Source organism: Bradyrhizobium sp. Arg816, from assembly GCF_029989365.1.
GTDB lineage: Bacteria > Pseudomonadota > Alphaproteobacteria > Rhizobiales > Xanthobacteraceae > Bradyrhizobium.
Map to the genome: position 1 here is coordinate 40,431 of NZ_JAPRAQ010000019.1, position 26,586 is coordinate 67,016.

Sequence of the window (26,586 nt, forward strand, 5' to 3'; positions counted from 1 at the left end):
CGTTCAGGAAGGTGCTGCCCATGCTTTATGCGATCCTCTGCTATCACGACGAGGACTTCGTCGGCTCCTGGAGCAAGGACCAGGACGAGGCCGTGATGAAGAAGCTCGCCGTGGTGCAGGACAAGCTCACACAGCAGGGCCGGCTCGGTCCGGTGGCGCGGCTGCTGCCGACCACCGCGGCGGCGACGCTGCGCAAGGAAGACCCGCCGCTGGTGCTCGACGGCCCCTATGCCGAGACCAAGGAGCAATTGCTCGGCTTCTACATCGTCGACTGCAAGAACCTCGACGAAGCGCTCGACGTTGCGCGCGACCTCGGCTCGGCCAATCCAGGCGGTGCCTATGAGGTGCGGCCCGTGGGCGTATTCCGGCCCGGAGGAAATCTGACGTGAGCGAGGCCGACACCGCCTGGATCGAGACCGCGCTGACCTCGGCGCGACCCCAGGCGGTCGGCGCGCTGCTGCGCTATTTCCGCGATCTCGACACCGCCGAAGAGGCCTTCCAGAACGCCTGCCTGCGCGCGCTCAAGACCTGGCCGCAGAACGGGCCGCCGCGCGATCCCGCGGCCTGGCTGATCATGGTCGGCCGCAACGTCGCCATCGACGAGGTCCGCCGCGCCCGCAAGCAGCAGCCGCTGCCCGAGGACGACCAGGCCATCTCCGATCTCGACGATGCCGAGGGTGCGCTCGCCGAGCGGCTCGACGGCTCGCACTACCGCGACGACATCCTGCGCCTGATGTTCATCTGCTGCCACCCGCAGCTGCCGGCGACCCAGCAGATCGCGCTGGCGCTGCGCATCGTCTCCGGTCTCACCGTGAAGCAGATCGCGCGCGCCTTCCTGGTCTCGGAAGCGGCGATGGAGCAGCGCATCACCCGTGCCAAGGCGAAGGTTGCGGAAGCGGGGACGCCGTTCGAAACGCCCGGCGCGGTCGAGCGCTCCGAGCGGCTCGCCGGCGTTGCCGCAATGATCTACCTGATCTTCAACGAAGGCTATTCGGCCAGCGGCGACACCGCGGAGATCCGAAAGCCGCTGTGCGAGGAGGCGATCCGGCTGGCGCGGTTGCTGTTGCGGCTGTTCCAGAGCGAGCCGGAGATCATGGGGCTCGCGGCGCTGCTGCTGTTGCAGCATGCGCGCAGCGCCGCGCGCTTTGCCGCGGACGGCGCGGTGATCCTGCTCGACGACCAGGATCGTAAACTGTGGAACGGCACCATGATCGCGGAAGGCCTGGCGCTGATCGACAAGGCGATGCGCCATCGCCGCAGCGGCCCCTATCAGGTCCAGGCCGCGATCGCCGCGCTGCATGCGCGCGCGTCGACGCCCGAGGAAACCGACTGGACGCAGATCGACCTGCTCTACGGCGCGCTCGAAGTGATGCAGCCTTCGCCGGTGGTGACGCTCAACCGCGCGGTTGCGGTCTCCAAGGTGCGCGGGCCGCAAGCGGCGCTCGAGCTGATCGAGCCGCTGGCGCCGAAACTCGCCAACTACTTTCATTTCCACGGCGTGCGTGGTGCCTTCCTGATGCAGCTCGGCCGCAACGACGAAGCCCGCATCGCCTTCGACCGCGCCATCGCACTCGCCAATACTTCGGCGGAAGCCGCCCATATCCGCATGCACATCGATCGCCTGATCCGGGACAGCCAGCCGAAGGGCGCCAATGGCGGCGCCAGGCAGGGCGCAAAGGCAAAGTGACGGCCAAAAATTTCGTCCCGCCAATTGTCGGCTCCCGCCGTTCCCTTTCGTCTTAATTCCATATCCAGGGAGCCCACTCATGCTGAAAGCCATTGCCATCATCGCCGTCGTGCTCGCCGTCGGCATAGCCGCGGTCCTCGTCTTCGCATTGACAAAGCCCGACACGTTCCGTGTCGAGCGCTCGCTCGCCGTGAAGGCGCCGGCCGATGCGATTTATCCGCACGTTGCCGATTTCCATTTCTGGATGAGCTGGTCGCCCTATGAGGAGCGCGACCCCGCCATGAAGCGGACCTTCGGCAGAACCACGTCAGGCAAGGGCGCGACCTATGCCTGGGACGGCAACAACAATGTCGGCGCCGGGCATATGGAGATCCTCGAGGCGAGCACGTCGTCGAAGCTTCGCATCAAGCTCGATTTCGAGCGCCCGTTCGAAGGCCACAACACCGCCGAGTTCACCTTTGTGCCGCAAGGCGATGCCACACTGGTCACATGGGCGATGTACGGTCCGGCGCCGTTCATGTCCAAGGTGATGCAGGTGTTCATCAACATGGACAACATGATCGGCAAGGACTTCGAGGCCGGCCTCGCCAGCCTGAAGAAGCTCACCGAGAAGTAACAAGGCTTGCTGCCCCAAGGAGCAGCTAAGGAGCAGCCAGGAAACCGCCAAGAAACTGTAAGGAACTGCCAAGGAACCGACAAGAAACCGACAAGAAAGCGAAGGAGAGAAACGATGCTCAATGCCTATCTGTTCTATCAGGACACCTGCGAAGCGGCGTTCAACTTCTACGCCAAGGTTTTGGGCGGCAAGATCGACGCCATGATGCGCTCATCGGACGCGCCGCCGGACATGCCCGCCGCGCCCGGCCGCGAGAAGATGATCATGCATGCGCGGATGTCGCTGCCCGATGGCAGTGTGCTGATGGCTTCCGACGTGCCGCCCGAGCACTTTAGCAAGCCGCAGGGCTTCGCGATCTCGTTCACGGTCAAGGACCCCGCGGACGGTGAGCGCAAGTTCAACGCGCTCGCCGACGGCGGCACCGTCACCATGCCCTACAGCAAGACGTTCTGGGCCAAGGGTTTTGGCATGTGCGTCGACAAGTTCGGGATTCCCTGGATGGTGAACTGCCCGGCCGAGGGAATGTGACAGGCGTGACCGCCTGATGCGGCAAGCCGTGATCCCTCTCCCGTAGTTGCGGGAGAGGGCCGCTTATGCTGTCGTCGCGTCACACGGCCGGTCGGCTGGATCGCTCACCGGATCGATCCGGTCGCGTCATCGCTTGGCGGGGACGGTTCGACGCAGCGAGGGCAGATCACGAGTTTCGTGCCAAGCTGCCTGTCGTTCTCCGCCTCGATTTCGTCATGGACCACCCACCACGCCTCGGAGAACGGGCGTAAGGTGCCGAGCACTCTTTCCCGCTCCTGATTGGGATTGTCCTGCGCAGGCGCCGGGTTGGCTGCGCTCCGCTTTGTGACAGAGGGACGGTGATGGGCCTGGTTCGGATCCCGGCCGAGGCCGTCCCATGCGATCGGTCGGCGCTCCTGCGCCGGCGCGGCCGCGCATCCGAGGAGCGCTGCGCAAAAAGTGAGCAAGATGAAGCCGTGACGCAGCATGCCGGACCCTTGGTACGGTACGCGACACGCAAACTCCGCGTGCGGAGCCTTGCATCGCGCCGGTTAAATGGAACCTAAGGGAAACGACGTGGCCGCCAGATCCAATATGGAATCGTTCTCTCGCATCACATTGCGAGAGCAGTGAGGCCGCTTCGTGAAATGATGCGGATCGCATCGCACAACAACTGGCGAAATATTAGGCTGTGAACTCCACGACAGAATCGCTAATAATTTCTTCATAAATTCTACAAACTGGGGTGGGCGCAACTTGGAAGGGGAGCGACCGATGGCAGCGGCGCTACAAATCAATTTTGCACTTTGGGGCATGCTCATCTGCGCGACCTTGGAATTGGCGCAGACCATCCAGAGGCTCTACTAGGCCCGACGAAATGCGCGACCGGCGCAATTTCGCCGTCGCGCTTGCCTGCTAGCCCACCAGCAACGCGATGAGCGTGAAGCTGACGCTCGCGATCACGACCATCGAGAGGATGTAGTTGCGCGGCCGTGCCGTTCGCGCGCGCGGCGGTCTCCGCCGCTGTTCGCTCACCTGCCATGCGGGCTCCGACGGCGCGAGCGCAGCCTCTGCGCCCGAGCCGATATATTTCACATAGAGCTCGAGCAGCCGCAGCTCGGACGGCAGGTCCATCAGACCCTCGCGGTCGCGCCGCGACAGCAATTCGAATTCGACGGTTTCCTGGGAGCTCAACTGGCCAAGGACAATGCGTCCCTGGTCCGACAGGCGGTAGTGAAAATCGAGGGGCTGCACGACCTGCGACCGGTTTGAAAATGAGTAATCTCGAAAAAGCGGAACCATCCTAGTCTGCGACCATTGCTGAGATTATGACGGCCCTGCAGCCATCGTGACCCGAGCGGCCTCAATCTGGACGGGACCATCATAGACGGTCGGGAAAAGCCGCAAACCGCCTAAATTGGGCAGGCATTGCGAAGCGGTTGAGCGGATTTCGTGCCCGGATCGCCGGAATTTTGCAAGACTGCCTAATCGCCGGACAGTGGCGGATGCAACCCGGTCACATCGCTGGCGGCCGCCTGTTGCTCAGCGGCAGCGTGGATAAATCGCGGCAAGGTCGCGGCCCTTCAGCAAAAGCAATCTGGACGAGAGGCCACCGTGCCGGCTGATCCAGTCGCGCACCGGGCCGGGATAGGCCTGCAGCACCGCGTCGGAGGCTTCGGGCTCGGCATAAAAGCGCCCGCGCCGGTCGACCGAACGCGCCGCGTGGAAGCCGAGCACCGCGCGTTTGGTGACGCAGATGCGCTCGCCCGGCACGATGCTCAGCACCAGCGTGCAGGCGGACAGGCACGGACCGTCGATCACTACGCGCTCGCCGCTCTCGCGCACCTGCTCGAACAGGTCGAGGAACGGCCCGACCTGTCCGCCCGGCGACTGGATGATGCGGATTTCGGCCATGGCGGGGGTGGCGGTAAAGAGCGCAGATGCGAGCATCCAGGCACCAACAAAGAACATGCGTCGCATGGAGCACTCCACAAGCTCGATCCCGTAGGGTGGGCAAAGCGTAGCCCACCAATGGCATCGCAAATCTGGAGGGAAGGTGGGAACGGCGCTTCGCGCCTTTGCCCACCCTACAAATCCTGTGCCTACCCGTTCCGCCGTTCGCCGCGCAGCGTAGGCAGGCCGATGCCAGCCGCATCGAAGCCGCCATCGACGGCCAAAATTTGGCCGGTGATGTAGCTCGATCGTTCCGAGCACAGGAAATAGATCGCTTCGGCGAGTTCCTCCTCCAGGCCGTAGCGGTTGAGCGGAATGGCGTCGTGATAGTCGGCGCGGATCTCCCTGGTATGCACCTGCTTCGCCATCGCGGTGTCGACCGGCCCCGGCGCAACCGCGTTGACGCGGATGTTGAGCGAGGCGAGCTCGACCGCGAGCTGCTTGGTCAGGTGCGCAAGGCCCGCCTTGCTGGTGCCATAGGCCGAACGCAGCGTCGAGGCGCGCACCGCCGAGATCGAGGTGACGTTGACGATGGCGCCGCCGCCTTGCTCGCGCATCAGCGGCGCGGCCGCCTTGGTGCACAAAAACGGGCCGGTGAGATTGACCGCCATGATCCTGTTCCAGTCGGCATCGCTGGTCTCCAGCACTGGCGCGAACACGGCGACGCCGGCGTTGTTGACGAGAGCATCGAGCCGACCGAAGCGGCTCATGACCGCCGCCATTGCAGCTGCCACGGCGGCTGCGTCGGAGACGTCGCAGGTGATTGCCAGCGTGTTATCGGGATTCTTCAGCGCCGCCGCCGCGCTTGCCTGCAGCTCCCCCTCGATATCGAGCAGCGCGACGCGCCACCCTTCGGCCAGGAATTTCTTGGCCGTCGCCAGCCCGATGCCTCGCGCGGCTCCGGTGACGAGGGCGACGTTTTGTAGGGCCTGCGGCATTTGCTAATCTGTCCTGTGTCCGAAAGGGGCGCGCACGAGCGCGGGCTCCTTTTACTTCGCTTTCGTCCCGGCAAGAAGGGCTCCAGGCCATGCTCATCGATCCCAGCACGATCCCGCTCGAGGAATGGCGGCCAGGTGTGAAGACCCGCATGGTCGCATCCGCGCACAACGGCGCGACCGCGCTCTGCATCTTCGAGCAATGGGTCGATCCCGGCGCCGGCGCGCCGACGCACAGTCACACGGTCGAGGAGGTGCTCACCGTGCGGGCGGGCGAGGCGGAGATGTGGGTCGAAGCCGAGCGTATCACGGTGACGGCCGGACAGGCGCTGCTGGTTCCCGCCGGCCGCAAGCACGGCTTTCGCAATTCGGGAGCGACCATGCTGCACGTGCATGCGGTGTTGGCCTCGCCGGTCTTCGAGATGCTGCCGGAAGGGGCGAGTGAAGCGACGCGACGCTGGGAGCGGTAGGGTAAGGGCGCCTGTCTCTATCACCGTCACCCCAGGGCGGCCGCTTCTGCAGCGGCCCTCGAAGGGCGACGGGGATAGTGATAGGGCCAGGGCTTACGCCAGCTCCGCCGATGCGCGCTGCATGTTCGACGACATGTCTGAGGTCACGATGCTCTGCTCCTCGACCGCGGCCGCGGTGGAGGCGATGAACTCGTTGACGCCGGCGATCGCGGCCTTGATCGCGGTGAGCGAGCTCGCAACGTCACCCGAGATGGTGTTCAGCGCGTCGATCTCGGAGGTAATCGTGTCGGTGGCCTGCTTGGCCTGGCTGGCGAGGTTCTTCACCTCGGAGGCGACCACGGCAAAGCCGCGGCCCGCTTCGCCCGCCCGCGCCGATTCGATCGTGGCGTTGAGCGCAAGCAGGTTGATCTGACTGGTGATGCCCGAAATCATCTCGACGATGCCGCTCATGGCCTGCGCGGCCGCGTTCAGTCGCTGGGCCTGACCGTCGGCGGCGTCGACCCGGCTGCTCGCGACCTTGGAGGTCTCGCGCGATTTCGCCATGGTCTCGGAGATCTCGCGGATCGATGCACTCATCTGCTCGCTGCCGGCCGCCACCGCCTCGATCAGCCCGCGCGCATTGTCGGCCTTCTTGCGGCCGATCGCCTGCGCGGTGATGTCGGTGGCGTATTTCACCACCTTGTAGGGTTTTCCGTTGAGATCCAGAATCGGATTGTAGGATGCCTGGATCCAGATCTCGCGGCCGCCCTTGGCGATCCGCTTGTATTCGGCGGCCTGGTATTCGCCGCGGTTGAGCGTCTCCCAGAACTGGCGGTAGGCCGCCGAATGCTTCTCGTTCGGCTCGACGAACATGGAATGGTGCTGGCCCTTGATCTCGGCCAGCGAATAGCCCACCGCCTTGAGAAAAGTCTCGTTGGCGGTGCGGATCGTGCCGTCCATGTTGAACTCGATCACCGCCTGCGACTTCTGGATCGCTGCGAGCTGGCCGTCATTGTCGGCGGCCTTCATCTTCTGCGCGGTGATGTCGGTTGCGAACTTCACCACCTTGAACGGCTTGCCGGTCTCGTCGAGGATCGGGTTGTAGGTCGCGAGAATCCAGATCTCCTTAGCCCCCTTGCCGAGCCGCTTGTACTCGGCCGCCTCGAACTCGCCGCGGTTCAGCCTGGCCCAGAACGCGGCATAGGCCGAGCTCGCGCGGTCCTCGGGCGTCACGAACATGCTGTGATGCTTGCCCCTGATCTCGTCGAGCGAATAGCCCATTGCGCCCAGGAAGTTCTCGTTGGCGGTGACGATGGTGCCGTCCATGTTGAACTCGATCACGGCCTGCGCGCGGTTGATCGCGGCGATCTTGCCGGAGTCTTCCATGGTCTTGATCTTGTACGCCGTGATGTCGGTGGCGAACTTGATGAAGCTGACCACCTTGCCGTTCTTGTCCAGCAGCGGGGCGTAGGAGGCATGAACCCAGACTTCCTTGCCGTTCTTGCCGAAGCGCTTGTATTGCGTGGTCTGGAATTCGCCGCGGTTCAGGCTGGCCCAGAAGTCGCGGTAGCGGGCGCTCTCGCGCTCAGTCGGGCTGACGAAGATGCTGTGATGCTTGCCCTTGATCTCGGCGAGCGAATAGCCGCTCATTTTCAGAAGGTTCTCGTTGGCATCGAGGATGGTGCCATCGAGATCGAATTCGATGACGGCCTGCGAGCGATCGAGGGCGTCGACTTCCGCGAGCGCGTGCTGGATCCTGGCCTTGCTGTTGAAATTGAACACTTGAAGTTCCCCGTAATGTTTCAACTATGCGTCGGCCGAGCTGCAATGGGCCTTCTCGAAAAGTTGCATGCGCGCGTTGATCAACTGTAAACCCTTGCAGCAAGCTGCGCGGTCTCCGGCGCTGGCCATGTTGTTCTGCGCGCGAAGATTCTCGTCCTATATGCACGGCGGTGAACATATTCGGACCGTATTCGTACGGACCCGCCTCGCGATATTTTCGCATCGTCTCTGTTGAAATTCGGCGAGCAATGTCGGGGCACGCGTTCGTGCATTGTCTTCAAGAGGAACTTCTCAGCGGAGACCATCGATGCCTGACGACCGCGAGCACCTGATTCGAGACCTGTTCGCCGCCTATCTCGGCAACGACCGGCAACGGGTCGCCGACGCATTGGCGGACGATTTCCGCTTCACCAGTCCGTTCGACGACGACCTCGACAAGGCGGCCTATTTCGAGCGCTGCTGGCGGGACGCCGGCTGGATCGCGCGACACGACATCGAGCGGATTTTCGTCCGGGGCGACGAGGCCTTCGTCACCTATCTCTGTCTGGCGAAAGATGGCAGGAGCTTTCGCAACACGGAGTTCTTCACCTTTGGCGGTGGCAAGGTCCGCCGCATCGACGTCTATTTCGGCGCGGCTCGGAAGGATGGGCGTTTCCTGCCACAGCCGCGCTAGCGGCCGGCGCAATGACCTCCGGAATAATTTTCATCACCTTGTCGGTTCCGTAAAGGTTGGTTCGTCTTAGAGGTAAGGGCGGGCGGCCCGGACCGCCGCTCCCGTCCTTCCGGGGGTGGCGCCGCGCCGCGCAAACCCGAAACGGCAAAGCAAGCAAGGACTGCTCATGCGATTCATGATGCTAATGATTCCGCTCGGCTACGAGACCGCGCCGCCGGACGTGCAACTCGATCCCGAACGCGTCGCCGCGATGATGCGCTACAACGAGGCTCTGAAGGATGCCGGCGTGCTGATCACGCTCGACGGCCTGCACCCGCCGTCGATGGGCGCGCGCGTCTCGTTCGCGACCGGCGAGCCCATCGTGACCGACGGCCCCTTCGCCGAAGCCAAGGAAGTCCTGGGCGGCTACTGGATGATCGAGGTTGCCTCGCGCGAGGAGGCGATCGCCTGGGCGAAGAAGTGCCCGGCCTCCGCCAATGAAGTCATCGAGATCCGGCAGGTGCAGGAGATGGCCGACTTTTCGCCGGAGGTACAGGCAGCCGCCGCCGGCTTCGACGATCTGAAGGCGTAGCCGAGACGGCCGCGGATCAAATCGCGGCTTCGTCAATCCATCATCCATCAACAAAGGAGTGAACCAATGAGCACCGATACCTATCTCGCCGTTTTCCTCGGCAGCAAGACCAGCCCGCAATGGGCCGCATGGAACGCGATGTCCGAGACCGAGCGGAAGGCGAAGGAGCAGGAGGGCATGGCGGCCTGGAAAGGCTGGGTCGAGAAGCATCAAGGCGCGATCCAGGCCATGGGCGGCCCTCTCGGCAAGACCAAGAAGGTCGACGGCAAGGGCGTCGCGGACATCGCCAACGAGATGGGCGCTTTCACCGTGGTCCGCGCCGCGTCCCATGAGGCCGCAGCCAAGATGTTCGAGAACCACCCGCACTTCGCGATCTTCCCCGGTGAACGCGTCGAGATCATGCCGGTGCTGCCGATTCCCGGCGGCTAGGCCGTGTCATTCCGGGGGCGCGCACACGCGCGAACCCGGAAATCTCGAGATTCCGGGTTCGGCTCGTCGAGCAGCCCCGGGTCGAGCCGCCCCCGGAATGACGAGGTGGCCGGTTAATCAAGTCCGGCCTGCGCTAGTGACCTTCACGCCCGGCTCATGTAAAGCTCGTTCACATGAGCTGGCGCAAGGACCAGGGCCGCGCCGAGCGCGGCTATCACCACGGCAATCTGAAGGAAGCCCTGTTGCAGGCCGCCCTCGGGCTGATCGCCGAGAAGGGCGCGGCCGGGTTCACCTTCGCCGATGCCGCGCGCATGGCGGGCGTCAGCGCGGCGGCGCCTTACCGGCATTTCCGTGACCGCGACGAGTTGCTGGCCTCGATCGCGCAGCGCGGCTTCGAGCAGTTCGAGCAGCGCCTGACCGCGGCCTGGGACGACGGGCGCCCGGATACGGTCACGGCGTTCGAGCGCGTCGGCAAGGCCTATCTCGCCTTTGCCCGCGAGGAGCCTGCCTTCTACAACGCGATGTTCGAATCAGGCGTGCCGGTCGATTCAAATCCGGCTCTGCAGGCCGCCAGTGAACGCGCCTTCAACATCATTCGCGCCGCCGCCGAGCGGCTTGCCGCGCTGGCGCCGCCCGGCACGCCGCGGCCACCAGCCATGATGATGGCGCTGCACATCTGGTCGATGGCGCACGGCGTGGCCTCGCTGTTCTCGCGCGGCGACGCCGCGCGGCGAAAACTGCCGATGTCGCCGGACGAGCTGCTCGAAGCCGAGGTGCTGATCTATCTGCGCGGCCTCGGCTTTCCGACCGACCGCCGTCCGCCGGCGAGAAGCGCCGAGCCGCCGCCGGTGCCACCGGAGGCATCCTCCGGTTCTGGCCTGCCGCCCGGCGGACCCTGGGGCAAGCCGAAATAAAATTGCGCAAATAATTTGGCGACCCTGTCAGGCGGCCGGCTTGACAAAATCGCGGGATGGTCTAGCTATGTAAATGTTATTTACATTCACAACGGCGCTGGTGCCGTGATGGAGATGGAAATGGCCTACACCGCTGATGTCAATCGATGGCGCGGCCCCTCGGACCAACACCAACAATACGAGCATCCGCGCATGCTCGACACGCCCTGGCATCCCGGCTGGATCGCCGTGACCATCCTCGGCTTCATCATCTGGTGGCCGATCGGACTTGCCCTTCTCTTTTTCACACTCGGGAGCAGAAGAATGTCGTGCTGGAGCAACCAGGATCGCTGGCAGAACAAGATGGAGCGGATGCAGTACAAGATGGACCGCATGCGCGGCCGCATGGAGCGCCGGGGCTTTGGCTTCGGCTTCGGTCCGCCCTCGAGCGGCAACCGCGCCTTCGACGAGTACCGCACCGAGACGCTTCAACGGCTCGAGGAAGAGCAGGTCGAGTTCAAGAACTTCCTCGACCGTCTGCGTCACGCCAAGGACAAGGAAGAGTTCGACCAGTTCATGGCGCAGCACAAGACGCGCCCGACCCCGCCGCCGACCGATCAGCAGTCTCAAGGCTGATCCGGGGTCTGCCTCTCAAAGCCTTCAGGCGCATGCCCCCAAAGTCCTGATGGCCCCGAGCCGCCCGCCTGCGCAACCCGCAGGCGGGCGGTTTGGTTTTTCGGGGACCAGAACCAACTGCCGACGATCCGACACCAAGACTTGCGCGAAGACTTGCGCGTGCCACCTCGATCCGCCGGGCTGCTCTTGTCTGGACGACACATCATGGACCTCTACACCCGCCTGCTGCTTGGCGTGACCGCCTTGGCGGTGTTGGGCTACATCGCTTGGTCTATGGCAGCTGCGCGTCCGATCCCGATTGCCATTTTCGCCTCTGCGCCGGCGGGCGTGCGTTCTGCGGCGTTGATCACGTACATGTGCAGGACCGGTAGAACCCGATCCGCGCCGGGCCCGACCAAGCCCTGACGGCGCGCCTTCCGCGGCGCCAACGGGTACGAGCATGGCCAACGCCGAACGCAAAGAGATCAGCCTTAGCATCGCGCTCCTCGAGCGCGCCGCGGCGCTGTTCGACCGGTTCGGAAACACCGTGCCGGTGGCGATCGCGTTCCTCAATGGATGGCCGACGGAGGTCCAGCTCTATCCGCAGTGGCAGCTCGGCGAATCCTGGCGGTTCTTTCTCAGCCTTTATCTCTATTGGTTCGCCTCGTTCGCACTCGGCCGCGCGGTCTCGTTTGCGAAGGGGAGCATCGCCCCATGATCCTGCTCCGCGATTTCGTGCTCTTCGTCCTGCCCATCCTGATCGCGGCGGGCGGCTGGCTCTACGCGCTCAGCCTGCGCAAGCAGGCCCGGCCCGGTCTTCAGGGCGAAAGCAAGCGCGTCCCGGCGGCGTGACTGGCGCCCCGATCCGGACCGCCTATATTCGCCTTCACAAGAGTGGGCGGACCGGAGGCGACAATGGCGGAAGCTGCGATCACGGCGAGCGACGGCCTCTGGCAACAGGTTCGCAGCGAGGCGCAGCGCGCGGCCGATGCAGACCCCGTGTTCGGCAAGGCCCTTGCGCGTGCCATTCTCGCTCATGATGATTTTGCCGCCGCTTTGGCCGATTTGATCGGGCAGCGGCTCGGCAGCGGCCCCGCCGGGCGCACGCGCTTCACGTCCTATTCCCACGACGCCTTTCAAGGTGAGCCAGACCTGATCGAAACCGCCAGCCGAGATTTGCAGGCCATCGCACGGCGCGATCCCGCCATCGCCGAACTGCTGCCGCCGCTGCTGCACTACAAGGGCTATGTCGCGCTGCAAGCCTGGCGCGTCTCGAACTGGCTCTGGCGTCATGACCATCGCGACGCGGCGCTGCTGTTTCAGAACGAGGCGTCCAACCTGCTGCAGATCAGCATTCATCCGGCCGCATCCATTGGATCGTCCGTCTATCTCGACCACGCCACCGGCATCGTGATCGGTGCGAATGTGGTGATCGGCGACGAGGTCACCATCCTCCAGAACGTCAGCATCGGCCGCCGCGGTGAATTGCCGGCGCGCTCGCCGCGCATCGGCCGCGGCGTCTACATCGGCGGCGGCGCGACCATTCTCGGTGACATCAATATCGGCGATTTCGCAAAGATCGGCGCCGGCGCCGTTGTGACCGGCGACGTGCCCGCCGGCTGCACCGCGATCGGCAATCCCGCGCGGCTGACCAATTGCCCCGAGCCCGCCTCGGCGGCCTGACCCTATCAACCCCAGGAGAGTTGCAATGAAGACGGCAATCGTGATCGGCGTTGGTCCGGACCGCGGGCTCGGGGCCCGGCTTTGCAAGCGTTTTGCGGCCGATGGGCTCAAGGTGATCGTCGCGGGCCGGACGCTGTCTGCCTTGCAGGCCGTTGTCGACGACATCACGAAGGCGGGTGGCGCAGCCGTGCCCTTCGTTGCTGATGCGACCAAGGAGGGAGACATCGTCGCGCTGTTCGATGCCGCCGGCGACAACCTCGACCTCGCCATCTACAACGCCGGCAACAACACGCCCGGCAAGATCATCGACATGGAGGCCGACTATTTCGAGAACGCCTGGCGCGTGGTCTGCTTCGGCGGCTTCCTGTTCGGCCGCGAGGCGGTGCGCCGCATGGTGCCGAAGAAGACCGGCACGCTGCTGTTCACCGGCGCCAGTGCCTCGCTGCGCGGACGCTCCGGCTACGGCGCTTTCAACTCGTCCAAGGCCGGCCTGCGCACGCTGGCGCAGGCGATGGCCAAGGAATACGCGAGCGACGGCATCCATGTCGGCCATGTCGTGGTCGACGGCGCGATCGCCGGCGACAAGATTTTTTCACGGTTCCTGGATGCGGCCGGCCGCGAGGACAGCCTGATCGACATCGATGGCATCGTCGATGCCTTCGCCTTCCTCTATCGCCAGCCCGAGCGCGCCTGGTCGTTCGAGCTCGACGTGCGGACGTCGAAGGAGAAGTGGTGAGGGGCAGGGATCCCGACCACATCTCCCGCCGTCATTGCCCGCGAAAGCGGGCAATCCAGTATTCCAGAGGCAGCATTGAGATGCGGGGGGGGCCGCGGCGTACTGGATACCCCGCTTGCCGCCTACGCTAAAGCTTCGGCGCCCCTGGACGGCAGCCCCGGCGAAGCCTTGGCGTAGCCGGGTCGCGGGGTATGACAGTCGTGAGGATGGCGTAGACGATCAATATCCCGCAGCTAGCCCGCTGTTCCGACGCGGATCGTTCGCACCGTAATAACGATTATTGCCGACTTGCTCGCCGTTCAGTGACGGCGCGCCGACGATGATGACCGCGAGATGGTTCGCCGGCTGCGGCGGTCCGAATTTGTGGCCCATGCCTTCCAGGATCTTCTGCGTGTCCGGTGACAGCGCATAGTTCTCGACGTTGGTCAGATCGGGCAGCCATTGCTGGTGGATGCGCGGCATGTCGACGGCCTCCTGCGCGTTCATGCCGTAGTCGATCGCATTGATCATGGTTTGCAGGACCGCCGTGATGATGCGGCTGCCGCCGGGCGTGCCCACCACCATGACCGTCTTGCCGTCCTTGGTGACGATGGTCGGGCTCATCGAGGACAGTGGACGCTTGCCGGGAGCAATAGCGTTGGCCTCACCCTGCACCAGGCCATACAGGTTCGGCACCCCGACCTTGGCCGTGAAGTCGTCCATTTCGTCGTTCAGCAGCACGCCGGTCTTGGCCGCCGTCACCTTGGCGCCGAACCAATCGTTCAGCGTGTACGTCACCGATACCGCGTTGCCGTCCTTGTCCGCGATTGAATAGTGCGTGGTGTTGCTGCCCTCGTGCGGCGCGACGCCCGGCTTGATGTCCTTGGAGATCCCGGCCTTGTTCGGATCGATCACGGCGCGGATCTTGGTCGCGTAATTCTTGTCGAGCAGGCGATCGAGCGGATTCTTCACGAAATCCGGATCGCCGAGATAGCTGTTGCGGTCCACGTAAGCATGCCGCATGGCCTCGATCTGCACGTGCACGGCCTGCGCGGAATGGTAGCCCTGCTCCTTCAGAGGGTAGCCCTCCAGGATATTCAGGATCTCGCAGATGACGACGCCGCCCGAGCTCGGCGGCGGCGCGGAAATCACGTGATAGCCGCGATAGTCGCATTCGACAGGTGCAAGCTCGCGCGTCTTGTAGCCGTCGAGGTCGTCCTGCGTCAGCAGGCCTTTGCCGGCCTGGCTCGATGCCACGATGGCGCTGCCGACCCAGCCTTTATAGAAGCCGTCGGTGCCCTTGCTGCTGATCTCGCGCAGGGTTTTCGCCAGTTCGGATTGCAGCAGTCGATCGCCCACGCCGAACGGCTGGCCGTTGTTGAGGAAGATGGCGCTCGATGCCGGATCGTCCTTGAAATCGTCCGTTGCCGTGCGCAGCAGGTCGATGTCGCCCTGGTCGAGCACAAATCCCTGTTCGGCAAGCTGGATCGCGGGAGCGAGCAGGTCGGCGCGCTTCATGGTGCCGTATTTTTCGCGCGCATATTCCATGCCCGAGACGGAGCCTGGCACACCCACAGCCAGATGCCCCTTGGTCGAGATGCCCTTGATGACGTTGCCATCCTTGTCGAGATACATGTTGGCCGTCGCCGCCTTGGGCGCGGTCTCGCGGAAATCGAGGAAGGTTTTGCGGCCGTCGGCGAGCTGGATCGTCATGAAGCCGCCACCACCGAGATTGCCGGCGGCCGGATAGACGACGGCCAAGGCATAGCCGACGGCCACAGCGGCATCGACGGCATTGCCGCCGCGCTTCAGCACATCGACACCGACCTGGGTTGCCAGATGCTGCGCGGACACCACCATGCCGTTTTGCGCGGCGACCGGCGCGACCGACGCAGCGCGCGCGGGGATGAACGTGACGAGGCTGATCGATATGATCGCGGCGGCCATCGACCGCAGGTGTGTTCCCGCATTTTGCACGGCTTGCTCCCTTGGCGAGGCCGGCTGTCCCGGCCCTTGTTGGTCTATGCAGCCTATCAGGCTGAATCCGTCGGGCAAATCGACCGCTGATGGCAGCGGTGATCGAACGGACAGCGTAAGAAATCGGGTGCCCGCACGGAGCACACTGCGCTCCCTCCCCCCTTGCGGGGGAGGGCGGGGGAGAGGGGTAGCCCAGGAAAAGGCGCCGTTGCGCGCTTCCGATTTCTTCGTTTCGTTGGAGTCTCCGTGTGGTACCCCTCTCCCTGGCCCTCCCCCGCAAGGAGGGAGGGAACCGATCTTGCCCGGAGCGGGCGGCTCCTATCCGTCGGCGGCCATGTCCCGCGGCAAAGCGGCCAACCGCCTGCGCTGCCTACCTTTCCGGCAGCCAAATTCGGCCGTGGTAACCGCACGTTAACCATCGGCGGGCTCTGGTAATTGCGGACAGTCGTGCCCGGAGCCGTGCTCAAGGCCCATAGTTTTGACATCTTGGCAGGGAATGCAGACGGCCGGCTTTGGACGAGCCCCTGCACCCCAGAAAGACAAGGCTTTGAGCGGGCTTGCCGGCCGCGCCGGTTCTAGCGCGGCTGTTGGGGAACCGGCAGCCATTTGCTGGCCGGAGAGGTCAGGTAAATGATCGCCTTGAGAGGATACTGCTTATGAATCCGGCCGACGTGGCTCAGTCAGCCCTTCCGGTTGCCGCTTCCGCGGACGTGTCGCTGATTGCGCTGTTCTGGCAGGCTCACTGGATCGTGAAAGCGGTGATGCTGGGGCTTCTCGCCTGCTCGGTCTGGGTCTGGGCCATTGCGATCGACAAGATCTTTCTTTACGCGCGCACGCGGCGCTCGATGGACCGGTTCGAGCAGGCATTCTGGTCTGGCGAATCGATCGAGGAGCTCTATCGGCAGCTCTCGGCCAAGCCGACGCATTCCATGGCGGCCTGCTTCGTTGCCGCGATGCGCGAGTGGAAGCGTTCCTTCGAGAACCAGGCCCGTTCGGTCGCCGGTCTTCAGATGCGCATCGACAAGGTCATGAACGTCTCGATTGCGCGCGAGGTCGAGCGGTTGGAACGCCGCCTGCTGGTGCTCGCCACCGTCGGCTCCGCCGGCCCCTTCGTCGGCCTGTTCGGCACGGTCTGGGGCATCATGTCGAGCTTCCAGTCGATCGCGGCGTCGAAAAATACCTCCCTGGCGGTGGTGGCGCCCGGCATTGCCGAAGCGTTGTTTGCGACCGCCGTCGGCCTTATCGCCGCCATTCCTGCCACTATTTTCTACAATAAGTTCACGTCCGAGGTGAACCGGCAGGCCCAGCGGCTCGAAGGTTTCGCCGATGAATTTTCCGCCATTCTGTCGCGTCAGATCGACGAGCGGGGCTGACGGACGGCATGTATAGTGTGAGGGGCAATTTGGGCACTCGATCATGGCGATGAACGTAGCCAGTTCGTCCGGAGGCGGCGGGCGCCGCGGCCGGCGCAAGCCGGTCGTGGCCGAGATCAACGTCACGCCGATGGTGGACGTGATGCTGGTGCTGCTCATCATCTTCATGGTGTCGGCTCCGATGTTGACGGTCGGTGTGCCGCTCGACCTGCCTCAGACCCAGGCCAAGAGCCTCGAAAACAACGATCAGAAGCCGATCCAGATGTCGGTCGACATCAAGTGCAAGGTGTTCATCAACGACGCCGAGATCGCGATCAACGAGTTGATCCCGAAGCTGAAGGCGATCACGGACGCGCGCGGCGGGCTCGAGGAGCGCATCTATCTGCGCGCGGACAAGAAGGCGGATTACGGAACGGTGGCCAAGGTCATGGGCCTGTTGTCCGGCGCAGGCTTCAAGAAGCTGGCGCTCGTGACCGAGGCGGATCAGGGGTAAACCGGTGAAGGTGAACGTCGACAAGACACTCGTTGCGTCGATTGCCCTCCACGTCCTCGTGCTTGGATGGGGACTGGTCACCTTTAGCAGCAAGGCCTTTGTCGCGGAAGAGTCGCTTCCGATCGACATCATCTCCACCGATCAGCTTGCGCAGATGATGTCGGGGCAGAAGACCGGCAAGAAGGAAGAGCCGAAGCCCAAGGTCGAGAAGATCGCCGAGGCCAAGCCCGAGGAAGACGCGGTCGGCAAGGTCACCGAGAAGAAAGAGCTGATCAAGACCAACTCGACGCCCGAGCCGCCGCCGAAACCCGCCGAGAAGCCGGTCGAGAAGAAGCCCGAGCCGCCCAAGCCCGTTGCCGAGGCCAAGCCCAAAGAAGAGCCGAAGCCGCAGGAAAAGAAGCCTGATCCGGCCAAGGAAGATCCGATCGCCGAGCTCCAGAAGAAGCTGGAGACCAAGAAGCCGCCGCCCAAGCCGGTCGAGCAAAAGGTCGCGGCCGTGCAGCCGCAGCAGCAGCCGAAGCCCAAGGAGCGCAGCTTCGATCCCGCGCAGATCCAGCGCGACCTCGACAAGCGCGCCGCGACCCGGCACGAACTCACGGGAACGGCGCTGAATGCGTCGGCTTCGCTGGGATCGGCGACCGGCACGGCCGTTGCCAATGTCGCGACCTGGCGCGGCGCGTTCCAGGGCGCGGTCAAGCGCTGCTTCACGCCGACCTATAACGGGCAGGATGCCGACCAGTACGAGGCCGACATCGATATTCCCATGAAGATCGACGGATCGCTCGCGTCCGAGCCCATCGTCGTCGCGGTGCGCGGACCTTCGCGGTCGATTGCCCAGGCGGTGGCGGAGAGCGCCAAGCGCGCCATCGTGCAGTGTCAGGTCTACTCGTTCATGCCGAAGCAGCAGTACGAGAGCTGGAAGCTCATCCCGATGACTTTCGGCCTGAAAGATATGTTGTGACATCAGAACAAAAGATTTTTGCGATGAATGACGTGAGCTCGATGAACCGCCGCCGCTTCATGACCCTGACCGGATCGACGCTTGCGATGCTCGGAGGCGGACACGCCTTCGCCCAGGGCCAGCAGGGGCGCCTTCGCATCGACCCAACCGAATTCCAGCCGATCCCGATCGCAATCAGCAACTTCGTGCCGGGCTCGCCGTCCGACGGCGACGTCGGCAACGGCGTTACGCAGGTCATCACCAACAATCTCAAGCGCTCGGGCCTGTTTGCCCCGATCGACCAGGCCGCCTTCATCGAGCGCATCAGCAACATCGACGTCGCGCCGCAATTCCAGAACTGGAAGACCATCAACGCGCAGGCCCTCGTCACCGGCCGCATGACGCGGCAGCAGGACGGAAGGCTCAAGGCCGAATTCCGCCTGTGGGACGTCATCTCCGGCCAGCAGCTCGCGGGCCAGCAATATTTCACGTCGCCGGAATATTGGCGCCGCATCGCCCACATCATCTCCGACCAGATCTACGAGCGGATGACCGGCGAGAAGGGCTATTTCGACAGCCGCGTCGTGTTCGTCGACGAGACCGGGCCGAAGGAGCGCCGCGTCAAGCGGCTCGCGATGATGGACCAGGACGGCGCCAATGTGCGCTATCTGACCCGCGGCTCCGACCTCGTGCTGACGCCGCGCTTCTCGCCGAACTCGCAAGAGATCACCTACATGGAGTTCGGCCAGGGCGATCCGAAGGTCTATCTCTTCAACATCGAGACCGGCCAGCGCGAGATCGTCGGCAACTTCCCCGGCATGACATTTGCGCCGCGCTTCTCGCCGGACGGCCAGCGCGTCATCATGAGCCTGCAGCAGGGCGGCAATTCCAACCTGTTCGTGATGGATCTGCGCTCGCGCTCGACCACGCGCCTCACCGACACGCCGGCGATCGACACCTCTCCGTCCTACTCGCCAGACGGCACCCGCATCTGCTTCGAGTCCGATCGCGGCGGCAGGTCGCAGATCTATGTGATGGCCGCGGGCGGCGGACAGGCGCAGCGCATCTCCTTCTCCAAGGACGACACCAACGCCACCTATTCGACGCCGGTGTGGTCGCCGAAGGGCGATTACATCGCCTTCACCAGGCAGGGCGGCGGGCAGTTCTCGATCGGGGTCATGAAGCCGGACGGCTCCGGCGAGCGTCTCCTCACTTCGGGCTATCACAACGAAGGGCCGACCTTCTCGCCGAACGGCCGCGTGCTGATGTTCTTCCGCGATCCCGGCGGCAGCGGCGGGCCCTCGCTGTTCTCCGTCGACATCTCCGGCCGCAACGAGCTCAAGGTGCCGACGCCGGGCTTCGCCTCCGACCCGGCATGGTCGCCGCTGCTGTCCTCGACACCCGGCTAGAGCGCTTGCGAGCGAAGTGGATACAGGTTCGCGTGAAACATCGGGGCTAAGACATTGCGCGTTCAGACGCGCGATGTTTCCGAAAAAACATGCCGATTTTTTCGGGGTTTGGTGCAGGACGCAAGCTTTCCTTCACCTTGTGCCCGGCAACGCTTGCCTAGCTGCTTGATATTTCAGCGGAAACATGTTCGCTATTGCCGAAAAACAACTCGACTTTAACGATGTTCCCTCAGAAAGGCTTCATCAGGTCTGGGTAAAAGTACGCGCCAAACAGGACGCGTAACAAGCCGATGCAGCTGGCCGACCAGAAGCAGAGCGATCGAGACGAGCTGGAGCCGATACTCTACGCCGCTCTCATCAACTCTATGGTGCAGAATTTCTGGGCGATCTTCCTGGGCTCGGCCTCCGCGGCCGTGGCCGCGGTCATGACTGCGTTGAAGACCGGCGACGTCTGGCTGTGGCCGCTCGCATTTCTGCTGATCGCCATCGGCACCGCGCGCGCGTTCCAGATGCGCGGATACGAAAACCGCACGCACCCATTGTCATTCGAGGAAGCCAAGCACCTGGAGCCGCGCTACTGGCTCGGCGCGCTCAGCTATGCGGCGGTGCTCGGCCTGTGGTCCTTCGTCGTCATCTATAACAACGATGATCCGATTGCCGACATGCTCTGTGTCGCCATCGGCATCGGCTACACCGCCGGCGGCGCCGCCCGCAATTACGGCCAGCCCCGGGTGATCCAGTGGCACGTCGCGCTCGCCTGCGCACCGATGTCGCTTGCGCTGCTGCTGCATGGCGGCTTCTACCACATCGGGCTCGCCATCCTGCTCGTGTTCTTCTTCGTCGGGCTGAAGAACATCAATCTCAGCCTGCATGCGATCTTCGTCAAGGCGCTGACCTCGAGCTTCCGTGAATCCGCGCTGGCAAGCCAGTTCGACACCGCGCTCAACAACATGCCGCATGGCCTGTGCATGTTTCGCGCGGACGGCCGCCTTGCGGTGATGAACCACCGCTTCGGCGAGCTGATGGCGTTGCCCGAAGATCTGGTCAAGCGTGGCGCCACCGCTGCCGACATCGTGTCGGCCTGCGTCGCCGCAGGCTCCATCTCGGTCGAGAGCGGCAAGCAGATCCTGGCCGAGATCGAGCATGCGCGGATCTGCGAGATCGCCACCGCCGATCCGGATTCCTCGCGCGGCCGCGCGCTCGCCTGGACGTTCCAGCCGATGACCGGCGGCGGTACGGTGCTGCTGTTGGAAGACATCACCGAACGCACCAACGCGGAAGCCCGGATCACCCATCTCGCCCGCTATGACGAGCTCACGGCGCTGCCCAACCGGGTCTCGTTCCGCGACGAGATCGAACGGTTGCTGGCGATCTCGCACGATGCCGAGCGCCTCTCCGCGCTGCTGTTCGTCGATCTCGACCAGTTCAAGCAGGTCAACGACACGCTCGGCCATCCCTGCGGCGACCAGCTCCTGTGCGCGGTCGCCAACCGCCTGCGCGAGATGCTGCGCCCCGAGGATTTCGTCGCGCGCTTCGGCGGCGACGAGTTCGTCGTGTTCCAGCAAAACATCAGCTCGGCCGAGGATGCCGCGAGCCTCGCCCGCCGCATCGTCGAACGCCTGAGCGAGCGCTACCGCATCGACAATCATCTGGTCGAGATCGGCGCCAGCGTCGGCATCGCGCTGACCTCGCCGGACGGCGACGTCAGGGCCGACACGCTGCTCAAGAACGCCGACATGGCGCTCTACCGCGCCAAGGCCGACGGCCGCGGCACCTTCTGCTTCTTCCGCGACGAGATGGCGGCGACCGTCGAGGCCCGCCGCATCCTCGAGCTCGACCTGCGCAAGGCGCTGGCCAACGAGGAGTTCGAGCTGTTCTACCAGCCGCTGGTCAATCTGAAGTCCGGCAAGATCACCACCTGCGAGGCGCTGCTGCGCTGGAATCATCCGGTGCGCGGCACGGTCTCGCCGGTCGACATCATCCCGGTCGCCGAGGACATGGGGCTGATCGTCGATCTCGGCCGCTGGATCCTGCGCCGCGCCTGCATGGAATGCATGAAGTGGCCCGACAGCGTCAGCGTCGCCGTCAACTTCTCGCCGCAGCAATTCCACCAGCGCGACGTGCTCAGCGAAATCCGCTACGCGCTCGAGGTCTCGGGGCTGCCGGCCCACCGGCTGGAGATCGAGATCACGGAGTCCTCGCTGCTTCGTAACACCCAGCTCACCCACGACACGCTGTCGCAATTGCATGCGCTCGGCGTGCGCATCTCGCTCGACGATTTCGGCACCGGCTATTCCAGCCTCAGCTATCTGCACAATTTCCCGATGCAGAAGGTGAAGATCGACCGCTCCTTCCTCGAGGGCATCGACACCGACCGGCCGTTGACGCTGCTGCGTGGCGTGGCGCGGCTGTCAGCCGACCTCGGCATGGCGGTGGTGGTCGAGGGCATCGAGACCAACGAGCAGCTCGAGCTGATCAGCGCCGACGGCACCGTCTCCGAGGCGCAAGGCTATCTGTTCAGCCGTCCGGTGCCCGCCGTGCGGATGCGCCAGCTCCTCAACGCCTCGCATGGGCGGCGCGGCGAGAGCCTGCTCCAGGTCGTCGGCTCACGCTCCTTCGCCTGAGTCCACATCCAGAAATTGCACGTCGTCTCAGGCAGTTGCTGAACCTACCGTAGTGCTACGGAGGTTAACCCTATCGCGTCGATTGCTTTGCATCGTCGTTAAGGAGGTGTTAATAAATCGTCACGCGCGCGTAAGTTGTTCAGCGGCAAATGGCCCGGGCTCGCGTGTCGTTGTAGGTGGTGGGTAAGGAGTTCGAATGCAGTCCTCAGCCAGATCTGTCATTTCGGCTGTTGGACGGGGAGCGGAGCTTCTGACCGACGTCGACTATCATCTCGCGGAGACGGACGCGGAGAAGGAGCAAATCTACAACCTCCGCTACCGCGCCTATCTGCGCGAGGGTGCCGTCAGGGAATCCGCGGAAGCCCGGGTCACCGACCGCTACGACGAGCTGCCGAACGCGTGGACCTTCGGCGTCTATCTCCGCGGCCAGCTCTGCAGCTCCGTGCGCATCAGCGTGCTGACTTCGGAATGGCGCGAGTCCACTTCGGCCGACGTCTTCCCCGACATCCTGCTGCCGCGGCTCGATCGCGGCGAGGTCATGATCGACCCGACCCGCTTTGTCGCCGATCCCGACCAGGTGAAGCGGGTACCGGAATTGCCCTATCTGACGACCCGGCTCGCCTACATGGCGTGCGAGCACTTCAATGCCGATCTCGGCCTCGCCATCGTGCGTCCCGAGCATCAGGCCTTCTACCGGCGGGTGTTCCTGCACGAGACGATTGCCGAGCCCCGCCTGGTTCCGGGTCTCACCAAGCCGTTCGGACTGATGGCGGCCGATTTCCCGACCTTCCGGAAGAAGGTGTTCGAGCGCTATCCGATCATGCGCTCCACCGCCTTCGAGCGGCGGATGCTGTTCGGGCGCGGCGGGCAGCGCGAGATCCCGCAGCGGTCCTCACTGGTGCCGGAAGCCGTTCACGTCTGATTGCCGGCCGTCGCCGCCTCGAGCCGCCGCGCGCCTTTCGACCGGGGCTCCGTTCATCCCCATCATTCGTCCGAGCCCAAAATTCCAGCAAAAACCTGCACTTTTGCCGGTTGCTGCAGGTTGCTTCACCCTCGCGCCACATTTAGAACCCATTAACCATGACGGTTGCTTTTCGCGGTTTGGGGGCATTTGACCGGCTGAAGCAAGGTTCCATCAAGGTTGACGGAACGTTCGCTTAACCAACCCCCTGTAGACCGGACAGCAGTGGACGAACGTGAGCGTGGAGGCTCCGGAATGAAATATCCTATGCGTATCCTCCAGGGATTGAAGCTGGCCGCGGTGGTTGCGATCGCGCTGTCGATGGGCGCATGCGCGAACAAGAACGCAGCGACGGATGCGATGGCCAATGCTGCGACGCCCGGCAGTCAGCAGGATTTCGTCGTTAACGTGGGCGACCGCGTGTTCTTCGAGAGCGACCAGACCGATCTGACGCCGCAGGCGATCGTGACCCTGGAGAAGCAGGCGCAGTGGCTCCAGAACTATCGGCAGTACAGCTTCACCATCGAGGGGCATGCCGACGAGCGCGGCACCCGCGAATACAACATCGCACTCGGCGCCCGTCGCGCCCAGTCGGTGCGTTCGTTCCTCGCCTCGCGCGGCATCGATCCGAACCGCATGCGCACGATCTCCTACGGCAAGGAGCGGCCGGTCGCCGTCTGTAACGATATCTCCTGCTGGTCGCAGAACCGTCGCGCCGTCACGGTGCTGAACGCGAGCTCCTGACGATCAGTCAGGCGCCGTTCATCTTCAGGAACCGATTATGCCGGCGCCCTCTCGGGCGCCGGTTTCGTTTCAGCCATCTGTGACCGAAACCCCGTGGTGCCAGTCACATTTTTGGCGTACTGCCTTTCAATGTGTGGCGCGTCGCAGGTTCCGTCGCAGATTTCGTTTTCGTCGTCAGGGCAAGATGTCATCCAGATCCAAGGTCTTTACCGGCACCGTGGCAATCGCCGCGCTGTTCACTTTGTGCTCGCCCGCACTGGCGCAGTCGGACGATGATCCCGAGATGCGGATCGAGCGGCTGGAGAACCAGCTGCGCCAGCTCACCGGCCAGAACGAGGAGCTGCAATATCGCAACCGCCAGCTCGAGGAGCGGCTGCGGGCGCTCGAGGGAGGCGCGCAAGCCGCGCCCGGACAGGTGCCGGTCCAACCCTCTGTCGCAGCCGTACCGCCGGCGCAGTCGGCGCCGGCCTATCGCCAGCAGCAACAGGCCCAGCCGAATTACGAGCAGCCGCAGATCGCTGCTCCCGCGCCGATCGTTCAGGAGCAGCCGGCGCCCGGTGCGCCCGGCGTGCGCCGCCGCGGTGATTCCTTCGATCCGAACCAGAACCCGAATGCGCCCGGCGCGCCGCGCGCGCTCGGTGGTGGGCAGCAGCCGATGGCGGCAGGCGCGCCCGGCGGGCGTGCTGCCGGCGAGCCGCTCGATCTCGCCAACACCAGCCCGCGCTACCAGCAAGGCGTGCCGCCGGCAGCCCAGCCCGGCTATCCGCCGGCCCAGCAGGGGCCCGCCGGGGGCGCCGGCCTGACCACCCTGCCGCCATCTGCAACGCCGCGCGACGAGTTCGACCTCGGCATCGGCTACATGCAGCGCAAGGACTATGCGCTCGCCGAGCAGACCATGAAGAACTTTGCGCAGAAACATCCGAGCGATCCGCTGCTCGGCGATGCGCAATACTGGCTCGGCGAAAGCTATTTCCAGCGCCAGCAATATCGCGACTCCGCGGAAGCCTTCCTCGCCGTCACCACCAAATACGACAAATCCGCCAAGGCGCCGGATGCGCTGCTGCGGCTCGGCCAGTCGCTGGCCGCGTTGAAGGAGAAGGAAGCCGCCTGCGCCGCCTTCGGCGAGGTCGGCCGCAAATATCCGCGCGCCTCCGCCGGCGTCAAATCCGCCGTCGATCGCGAGCAGAAGCGGGTGAAGTGCTGACGCGCAATATTTGCGCGCTGACAATGCGGATGGCGCCGCGCTAAATAGTCTGGCGATTGCCTGGGCAGCGTCATGTCAGACGACGACAATTCACCGATCTCGGCGCGCGCGGCGAAGCAACTCTTCGCCGAGCTCAGAAGCGCGCCCGCGCTGGTGCTCGCGGTCTCCGGCGGACCTGACTCGGTCGCGCTGATGTGGCTCGCCGCACGCTGGAGGCGCGGCCTGGCACGCGGTCCGCAACTGACCGTCGTCACCGTCGATCACGGCCTGCGCCCGGAGGCGGCGCGCGAGGCGCGCGATGTCAAGCGGTTGGCGGCTGAACTCGGGCTGGCGCACCGGACCCTGCGCTGGCACGGCGCGAAGCCGAACACCGGACTGCCCGCCGCTGCGCGCGAAGCCCGCTACCGCCTGCTTGCGCAAGCCGCGCGCAATGTCGGCGCGAGCCATGTGCTGACCGCCCACACCCGCGACGACCAGGCCGAGACCCTGTTGATGCGCCTTGTCCGCGGCAGCGGGCTTGCGGGGCTGTCGGCGATGGCGCGCCTCACGGAGCGTGAGGGCGTCGTGCTGGTGCGGCCGCTGCTCGATGTCCCGAAGTCGCAGCTGATCGCGACCTTGAGGCGGGCGAAGATCGGCTTTGCCGATGATCCCACCAATCGCGACACCACCTTCACCCGGCCGCGGCTGCGCGCGCTGCTGCCGCAGCTCGCGGCCGAGGGGGGCGACAGCAGGAGCCTGGCGCGGCTCGCAGGCAGGCTGGCGCGCGCCAATGCGGCGGTCGACGTGCTGGTCGATGGCGCCGAACGCTTCCTTCAGCTTCGGATGCGCGGCGATGCGCCGCAGGCGCGCGGTCGCAGCTTCGAGGCCTCGGCATTCGCCAATCTGCCGGAGGAGGTCCGGCTGCGGCTCCTGCTGCGGGCCGTCAATGCCCTTGGCCATGAGGGGCCGGCGGAACTCGGCAAGGTCGAAACCCTCTTGGCCGCGCTCGATCAGGCCATCGCTGCAAGCCCCCGCGCAGCCGCAAATGGCCGGCCGGTCCTGAAGCAGACCCTTGCGGGAGCCTTGATCAGCCTTGCCGGGGGGCGTATCCACATCGCACCGGCGCCGGCCCGGCGGTCCAAGGGACGGATGAGGGGCGGATGAGGGCGGATCATGACACCGGCCGTTTCCGCCGCGCGCCGTCAGGACACCTTAACCAGGCAGGAACCAGGCAGGAAAAACCCCGGGCAGATCGCCATTATTTCAGCGGGAATCGCTCTAAGATGGGATAAATAGTCCCATCTCGTTCCCTTGGCAGCGACCGGGGCGGCACCTAGATTGTATCCGTCTAACCAAGAGGATTCCTTGGGGATT

The 26,586-nt window shown here is 64.5% G+C and carries 29 protein-coding genes; 23 read left to right on the plus strand and 6 right to left on the minus strand.

The window, feature by feature from the left end; translation table 11 throughout:
* Nucleotides 1-20 precede the first annotated feature (20 nt).
* The 4 genes from OWC48_RS33345 to OWC48_RS33360 all read left to right on the plus strand — a co-directional run bounded on the left by OWC48_RS33345 (nt 21) and on the right by OWC48_RS33360 (nt 2,831).
* Nucleotides 21-389: a YciI family protein gene (locus OWC48_RS33345; protein ID WP_282523783.1), complete on the plus strand. Its 369-nt coding sequence runs from the start codon at nt 21-23 to the stop codon at nt 387-389.
* Complete coding sequence (locus OWC48_RS33350) at nt 386-1,687, plus strand: RNA polymerase sigma factor (RefSeq protein WP_282523784.1); 1,302 nt, start codon at nt 386-388, stop codon at nt 1,685-1,687. The genes OWC48_RS33345 and OWC48_RS33350 overlap by 4 nt, the downstream gene beginning before the upstream one ends.
* 79 nt (nt 1,688-1,766) lie before the next feature.
* Entirely contained in the window at nt 1,767-2,303 is a 537-nt protein-coding gene (locus OWC48_RS33355) for an SRPBCC family protein (protein WP_282523785.1), read from the plus strand.
* A gap of 114 nt (nt 2,304-2,417) precedes the next feature.
* A complete protein-coding gene (locus tag OWC48_RS33360; RefSeq protein WP_282523786.1) occupies nt 2,418-2,831 on the plus strand; it encodes a VOC family protein in 414 nt (137 codons plus the stop codon).
* 104 nt (nt 2,832-2,935) lie between these two features.
* On the opposite strand, the gene OWC48_RS33365 is transcribed toward OWC48_RS33360, so the two are convergent.
* From OWC48_RS33365 to OWC48_RS33380, 4 genes are all read right to left on the minus strand, one after another.
* Nucleotides 2,936-3,298, minus strand: coding sequence for a hypothetical protein (locus OWC48_RS33365; protein ID WP_282523787.1), 363 nt, complete (start codon nt 3,296-3,298; stop codon nt 2,936-2,938).
* A gap of 427 nt (nt 3,299-3,725) precedes the next feature.
* Nucleotides 3,726-4,064, minus strand: coding sequence for a hypothetical protein (locus OWC48_RS33370; RefSeq protein ID WP_282523788.1), 339 nt, complete (start codon nt 4,062-4,064; stop codon nt 3,726-3,728).
* A gap of 288 nt (nt 4,065-4,352) precedes the next feature.
* Entirely contained in the window at nt 4,353-4,781 is a 429-nt protein-coding gene (locus tag OWC48_RS33375) for a hypothetical protein (RefSeq protein WP_404979850.1), read from the minus strand.
* A gap of 131 nt (nt 4,782-4,912) precedes the next feature.
* Nucleotides 4,913-5,701, minus strand: coding sequence for an SDR family NAD(P)-dependent oxidoreductase (locus tag OWC48_RS33380; protein WP_282523790.1), 789 nt, complete (start codon nt 5,699-5,701; stop codon nt 4,913-4,915).
* An 89-nt stretch (nt 5,702-5,790) separates the two neighbouring features.
* On the opposite strand from OWC48_RS33380, the gene OWC48_RS33385 reads away from it, so the two are divergent.
* Nucleotides 5,791-6,168 carry a cupin domain-containing protein gene (locus OWC48_RS33385; protein WP_282523791.1) on the plus strand — a complete coding sequence of 126 codons (378 nt, stop codon included), beginning with the start codon at nt 5,791-5,793 and terminating at the stop codon, nt 6,166-6,168.
* Nucleotides 6,169-6,261: 93 nt separating this feature from the next.
* Here the strand turns inward: OWC48_RS33385 and OWC48_RS33390 are convergent, their stop codons facing one another.
* On the minus strand, nt 6,262-7,929 hold the full coding sequence (locus OWC48_RS33390) for a PAS domain-containing methyl-accepting chemotaxis protein (protein WP_282523792.1): 1,668 nt from the start codon (nt 7,927-7,929) through the stop codon (nt 6,262-6,264).
* A 307-nt stretch (nt 7,930-8,236) separates the two neighbouring features.
* Between OWC48_RS33390 and OWC48_RS33395 the strand changes: the two genes are divergently transcribed.
* The 9 genes from OWC48_RS33395 (at nt 8,237) to OWC48_RS33435 (ending at nt 13,529) form a co-directional block, all read left to right on the plus strand.
* Nucleotides 8,237-8,602 carry a nuclear transport factor 2 family protein gene (locus OWC48_RS33395; protein WP_282523793.1) on the plus strand — a complete coding sequence of 122 codons (366 nt, stop codon included), beginning with the start codon at nt 8,237-8,239 and terminating at the stop codon, nt 8,600-8,602.
* 166 nt (nt 8,603-8,768) lie between these two features.
* Entirely contained in the window at nt 8,769-9,173 is a 405-nt protein-coding gene (locus OWC48_RS33400; RefSeq protein ID WP_282523794.1) for a YciI family protein, read from the plus strand.
* A 66-nt stretch (nt 9,174-9,239) separates the two neighbouring features.
* Entirely contained in the window at nt 9,240-9,602 is a 363-nt protein-coding gene (locus OWC48_RS33405; RefSeq protein ID WP_028152209.1) for a YciI family protein, read from the plus strand.
* 173 nt (nt 9,603-9,775) lie between these two features.
* Nucleotides 9,776-10,516 (plus strand): TetR/AcrR family transcriptional regulator, encoded by a 741-nt coding sequence (locus tag OWC48_RS33410; RefSeq protein ID WP_282523795.1) that lies wholly within the window; start codon nt 9,776-9,778, stop codon nt 10,514-10,516.
* Nucleotides 10,517-10,636: 120 nt separating this feature from the next.
* Nucleotides 10,637-11,131, plus strand: coding sequence for a DUF2852 domain-containing protein (locus OWC48_RS33415; RefSeq protein WP_282523796.1), 495 nt, complete (start codon nt 10,637-10,639; stop codon nt 11,129-11,131).
* Nucleotides 11,132-11,570: 439 nt separating this feature from the next.
* On the plus strand, nt 11,571-11,828 hold the full coding sequence (locus tag OWC48_RS33420; protein WP_282523797.1) for a hypothetical protein: 258 nt from the start codon (nt 11,571-11,573) through the stop codon (nt 11,826-11,828).
* Entirely contained in the window at nt 11,825-11,962 is a 138-nt protein-coding gene (locus tag OWC48_RS33425; RefSeq protein WP_282523798.1) for a hypothetical protein, read from the plus strand. Before OWC48_RS33420 ends, OWC48_RS33425 begins: the two co-directional genes overlap by 4 nt.
* 63 nt (nt 11,963-12,025) lie before the next feature.
* Nucleotides 12,026-12,793 (plus strand): serine acetyltransferase, encoded by a 768-nt coding sequence (locus OWC48_RS33430; protein WP_282523799.1) that lies wholly within the window; start codon nt 12,026-12,028, stop codon nt 12,791-12,793.
* Between the two features lie 25 nt (nt 12,794-12,818).
* Entirely contained in the window at nt 12,819-13,529 is a 711-nt protein-coding gene (locus OWC48_RS33435) for an SDR family NAD(P)-dependent oxidoreductase (RefSeq protein ID WP_282523800.1), read from the plus strand.
* Nucleotides 13,530-13,748: 219 nt separating this feature from the next.
* Here the strand turns inward: OWC48_RS33435 and ggt are convergent, their stop codons facing one another.
* Nucleotides 13,749-15,455 carry a gamma-glutamyltransferase gene (gene ggt / locus OWC48_RS33440; protein WP_282523871.1) on the minus strand — a complete coding sequence of 569 codons (1,707 nt, stop codon included), beginning with the start codon at nt 15,453-15,455 and terminating at the stop codon, nt 13,749-13,751.
* Between the two features lie 686 nt (nt 15,456-16,141).
* On the opposite strand from ggt, the gene tolQ reads away from it, so the two are divergent.
* The 9 genes from tolQ (at nt 16,142) to tilS (ending at nt 26,376) form a co-directional block, all read left to right on the plus strand.
* The gene (tolQ, locus tag OWC48_RS33445) at nt 16,142-16,858 is read left to right on the plus strand and encodes a protein TolQ (protein ID WP_282523872.1); all 717 of its coding nucleotides are present in this window, start codon (nt 16,142-16,144) and stop codon (nt 16,856-16,858) included.
* Nucleotides 16,859-16,901: 43 nt separating this feature from the next.
* Entirely contained in the window at nt 16,902-17,351 is a 450-nt protein-coding gene (gene tolR, locus OWC48_RS33450; RefSeq protein WP_282523801.1) for a protein TolR, read from the plus strand.
* 4 nt (nt 17,352-17,355) lie between these two features.
* Nucleotides 17,356-18,312, plus strand: a complete 957-nt coding sequence (locus OWC48_RS33455) for a protein TolA (protein ID WP_282523802.1) — start codon at nt 17,356-17,358, stop codon at nt 18,310-18,312.
* Nucleotides 18,313-18,353: 41 nt separating this feature from the next.
* Complete coding sequence (gene tolB / locus OWC48_RS33460) at nt 18,354-19,700, plus strand: Tol-Pal system beta propeller repeat protein TolB (protein WP_282523873.1); 1,347 nt, start codon at nt 18,354-18,356, stop codon at nt 19,698-19,700.
* Between the two features lie 290 nt (nt 19,701-19,990).
* Complete coding sequence (locus OWC48_RS33465) at nt 19,991-22,324, plus strand: bifunctional diguanylate cyclase/phosphodiesterase (RefSeq protein WP_282523803.1); 2,334 nt, start codon at nt 19,991-19,993, stop codon at nt 22,322-22,324.
* 196 nt (nt 22,325-22,520) lie between these two features.
* Entirely contained in the window at nt 22,521-23,246 is a 726-nt protein-coding gene (locus OWC48_RS33470) for an N-acyl amino acid synthase FeeM domain-containing protein (protein ID WP_014492409.1), read from the plus strand.
* 294 nt (nt 23,247-23,540) lie between these two features.
* The gene (gene pal, locus OWC48_RS33475; protein ID WP_028152222.1) at nt 23,541-24,029 is read left to right on the plus strand and encodes a peptidoglycan-associated lipoprotein Pal; all 489 of its coding nucleotides are present in this window, start codon (nt 23,541-23,543) and stop codon (nt 24,027-24,029) included.
* Between the two features lie 184 nt (nt 24,030-24,213).
* On the plus strand, nt 24,214-25,233 hold the full coding sequence (gene ybgF, locus OWC48_RS33480; RefSeq protein ID WP_282523804.1) for a tol-pal system protein YbgF: 1,020 nt from the start codon (nt 24,214-24,216) through the stop codon (nt 25,231-25,233).
* A 72-nt stretch (nt 25,234-25,305) separates the two neighbouring features.
* Nucleotides 25,306-26,376: a tRNA lysidine(34) synthetase TilS gene (gene tilS, locus OWC48_RS33485; protein ID WP_282523805.1), complete on the plus strand. Its 1,071-nt coding sequence runs from the start codon at nt 25,306-25,308 to the stop codon at nt 26,374-26,376.
* Nucleotides 26,377-26,586 lie beyond the last annotated feature (210 nt).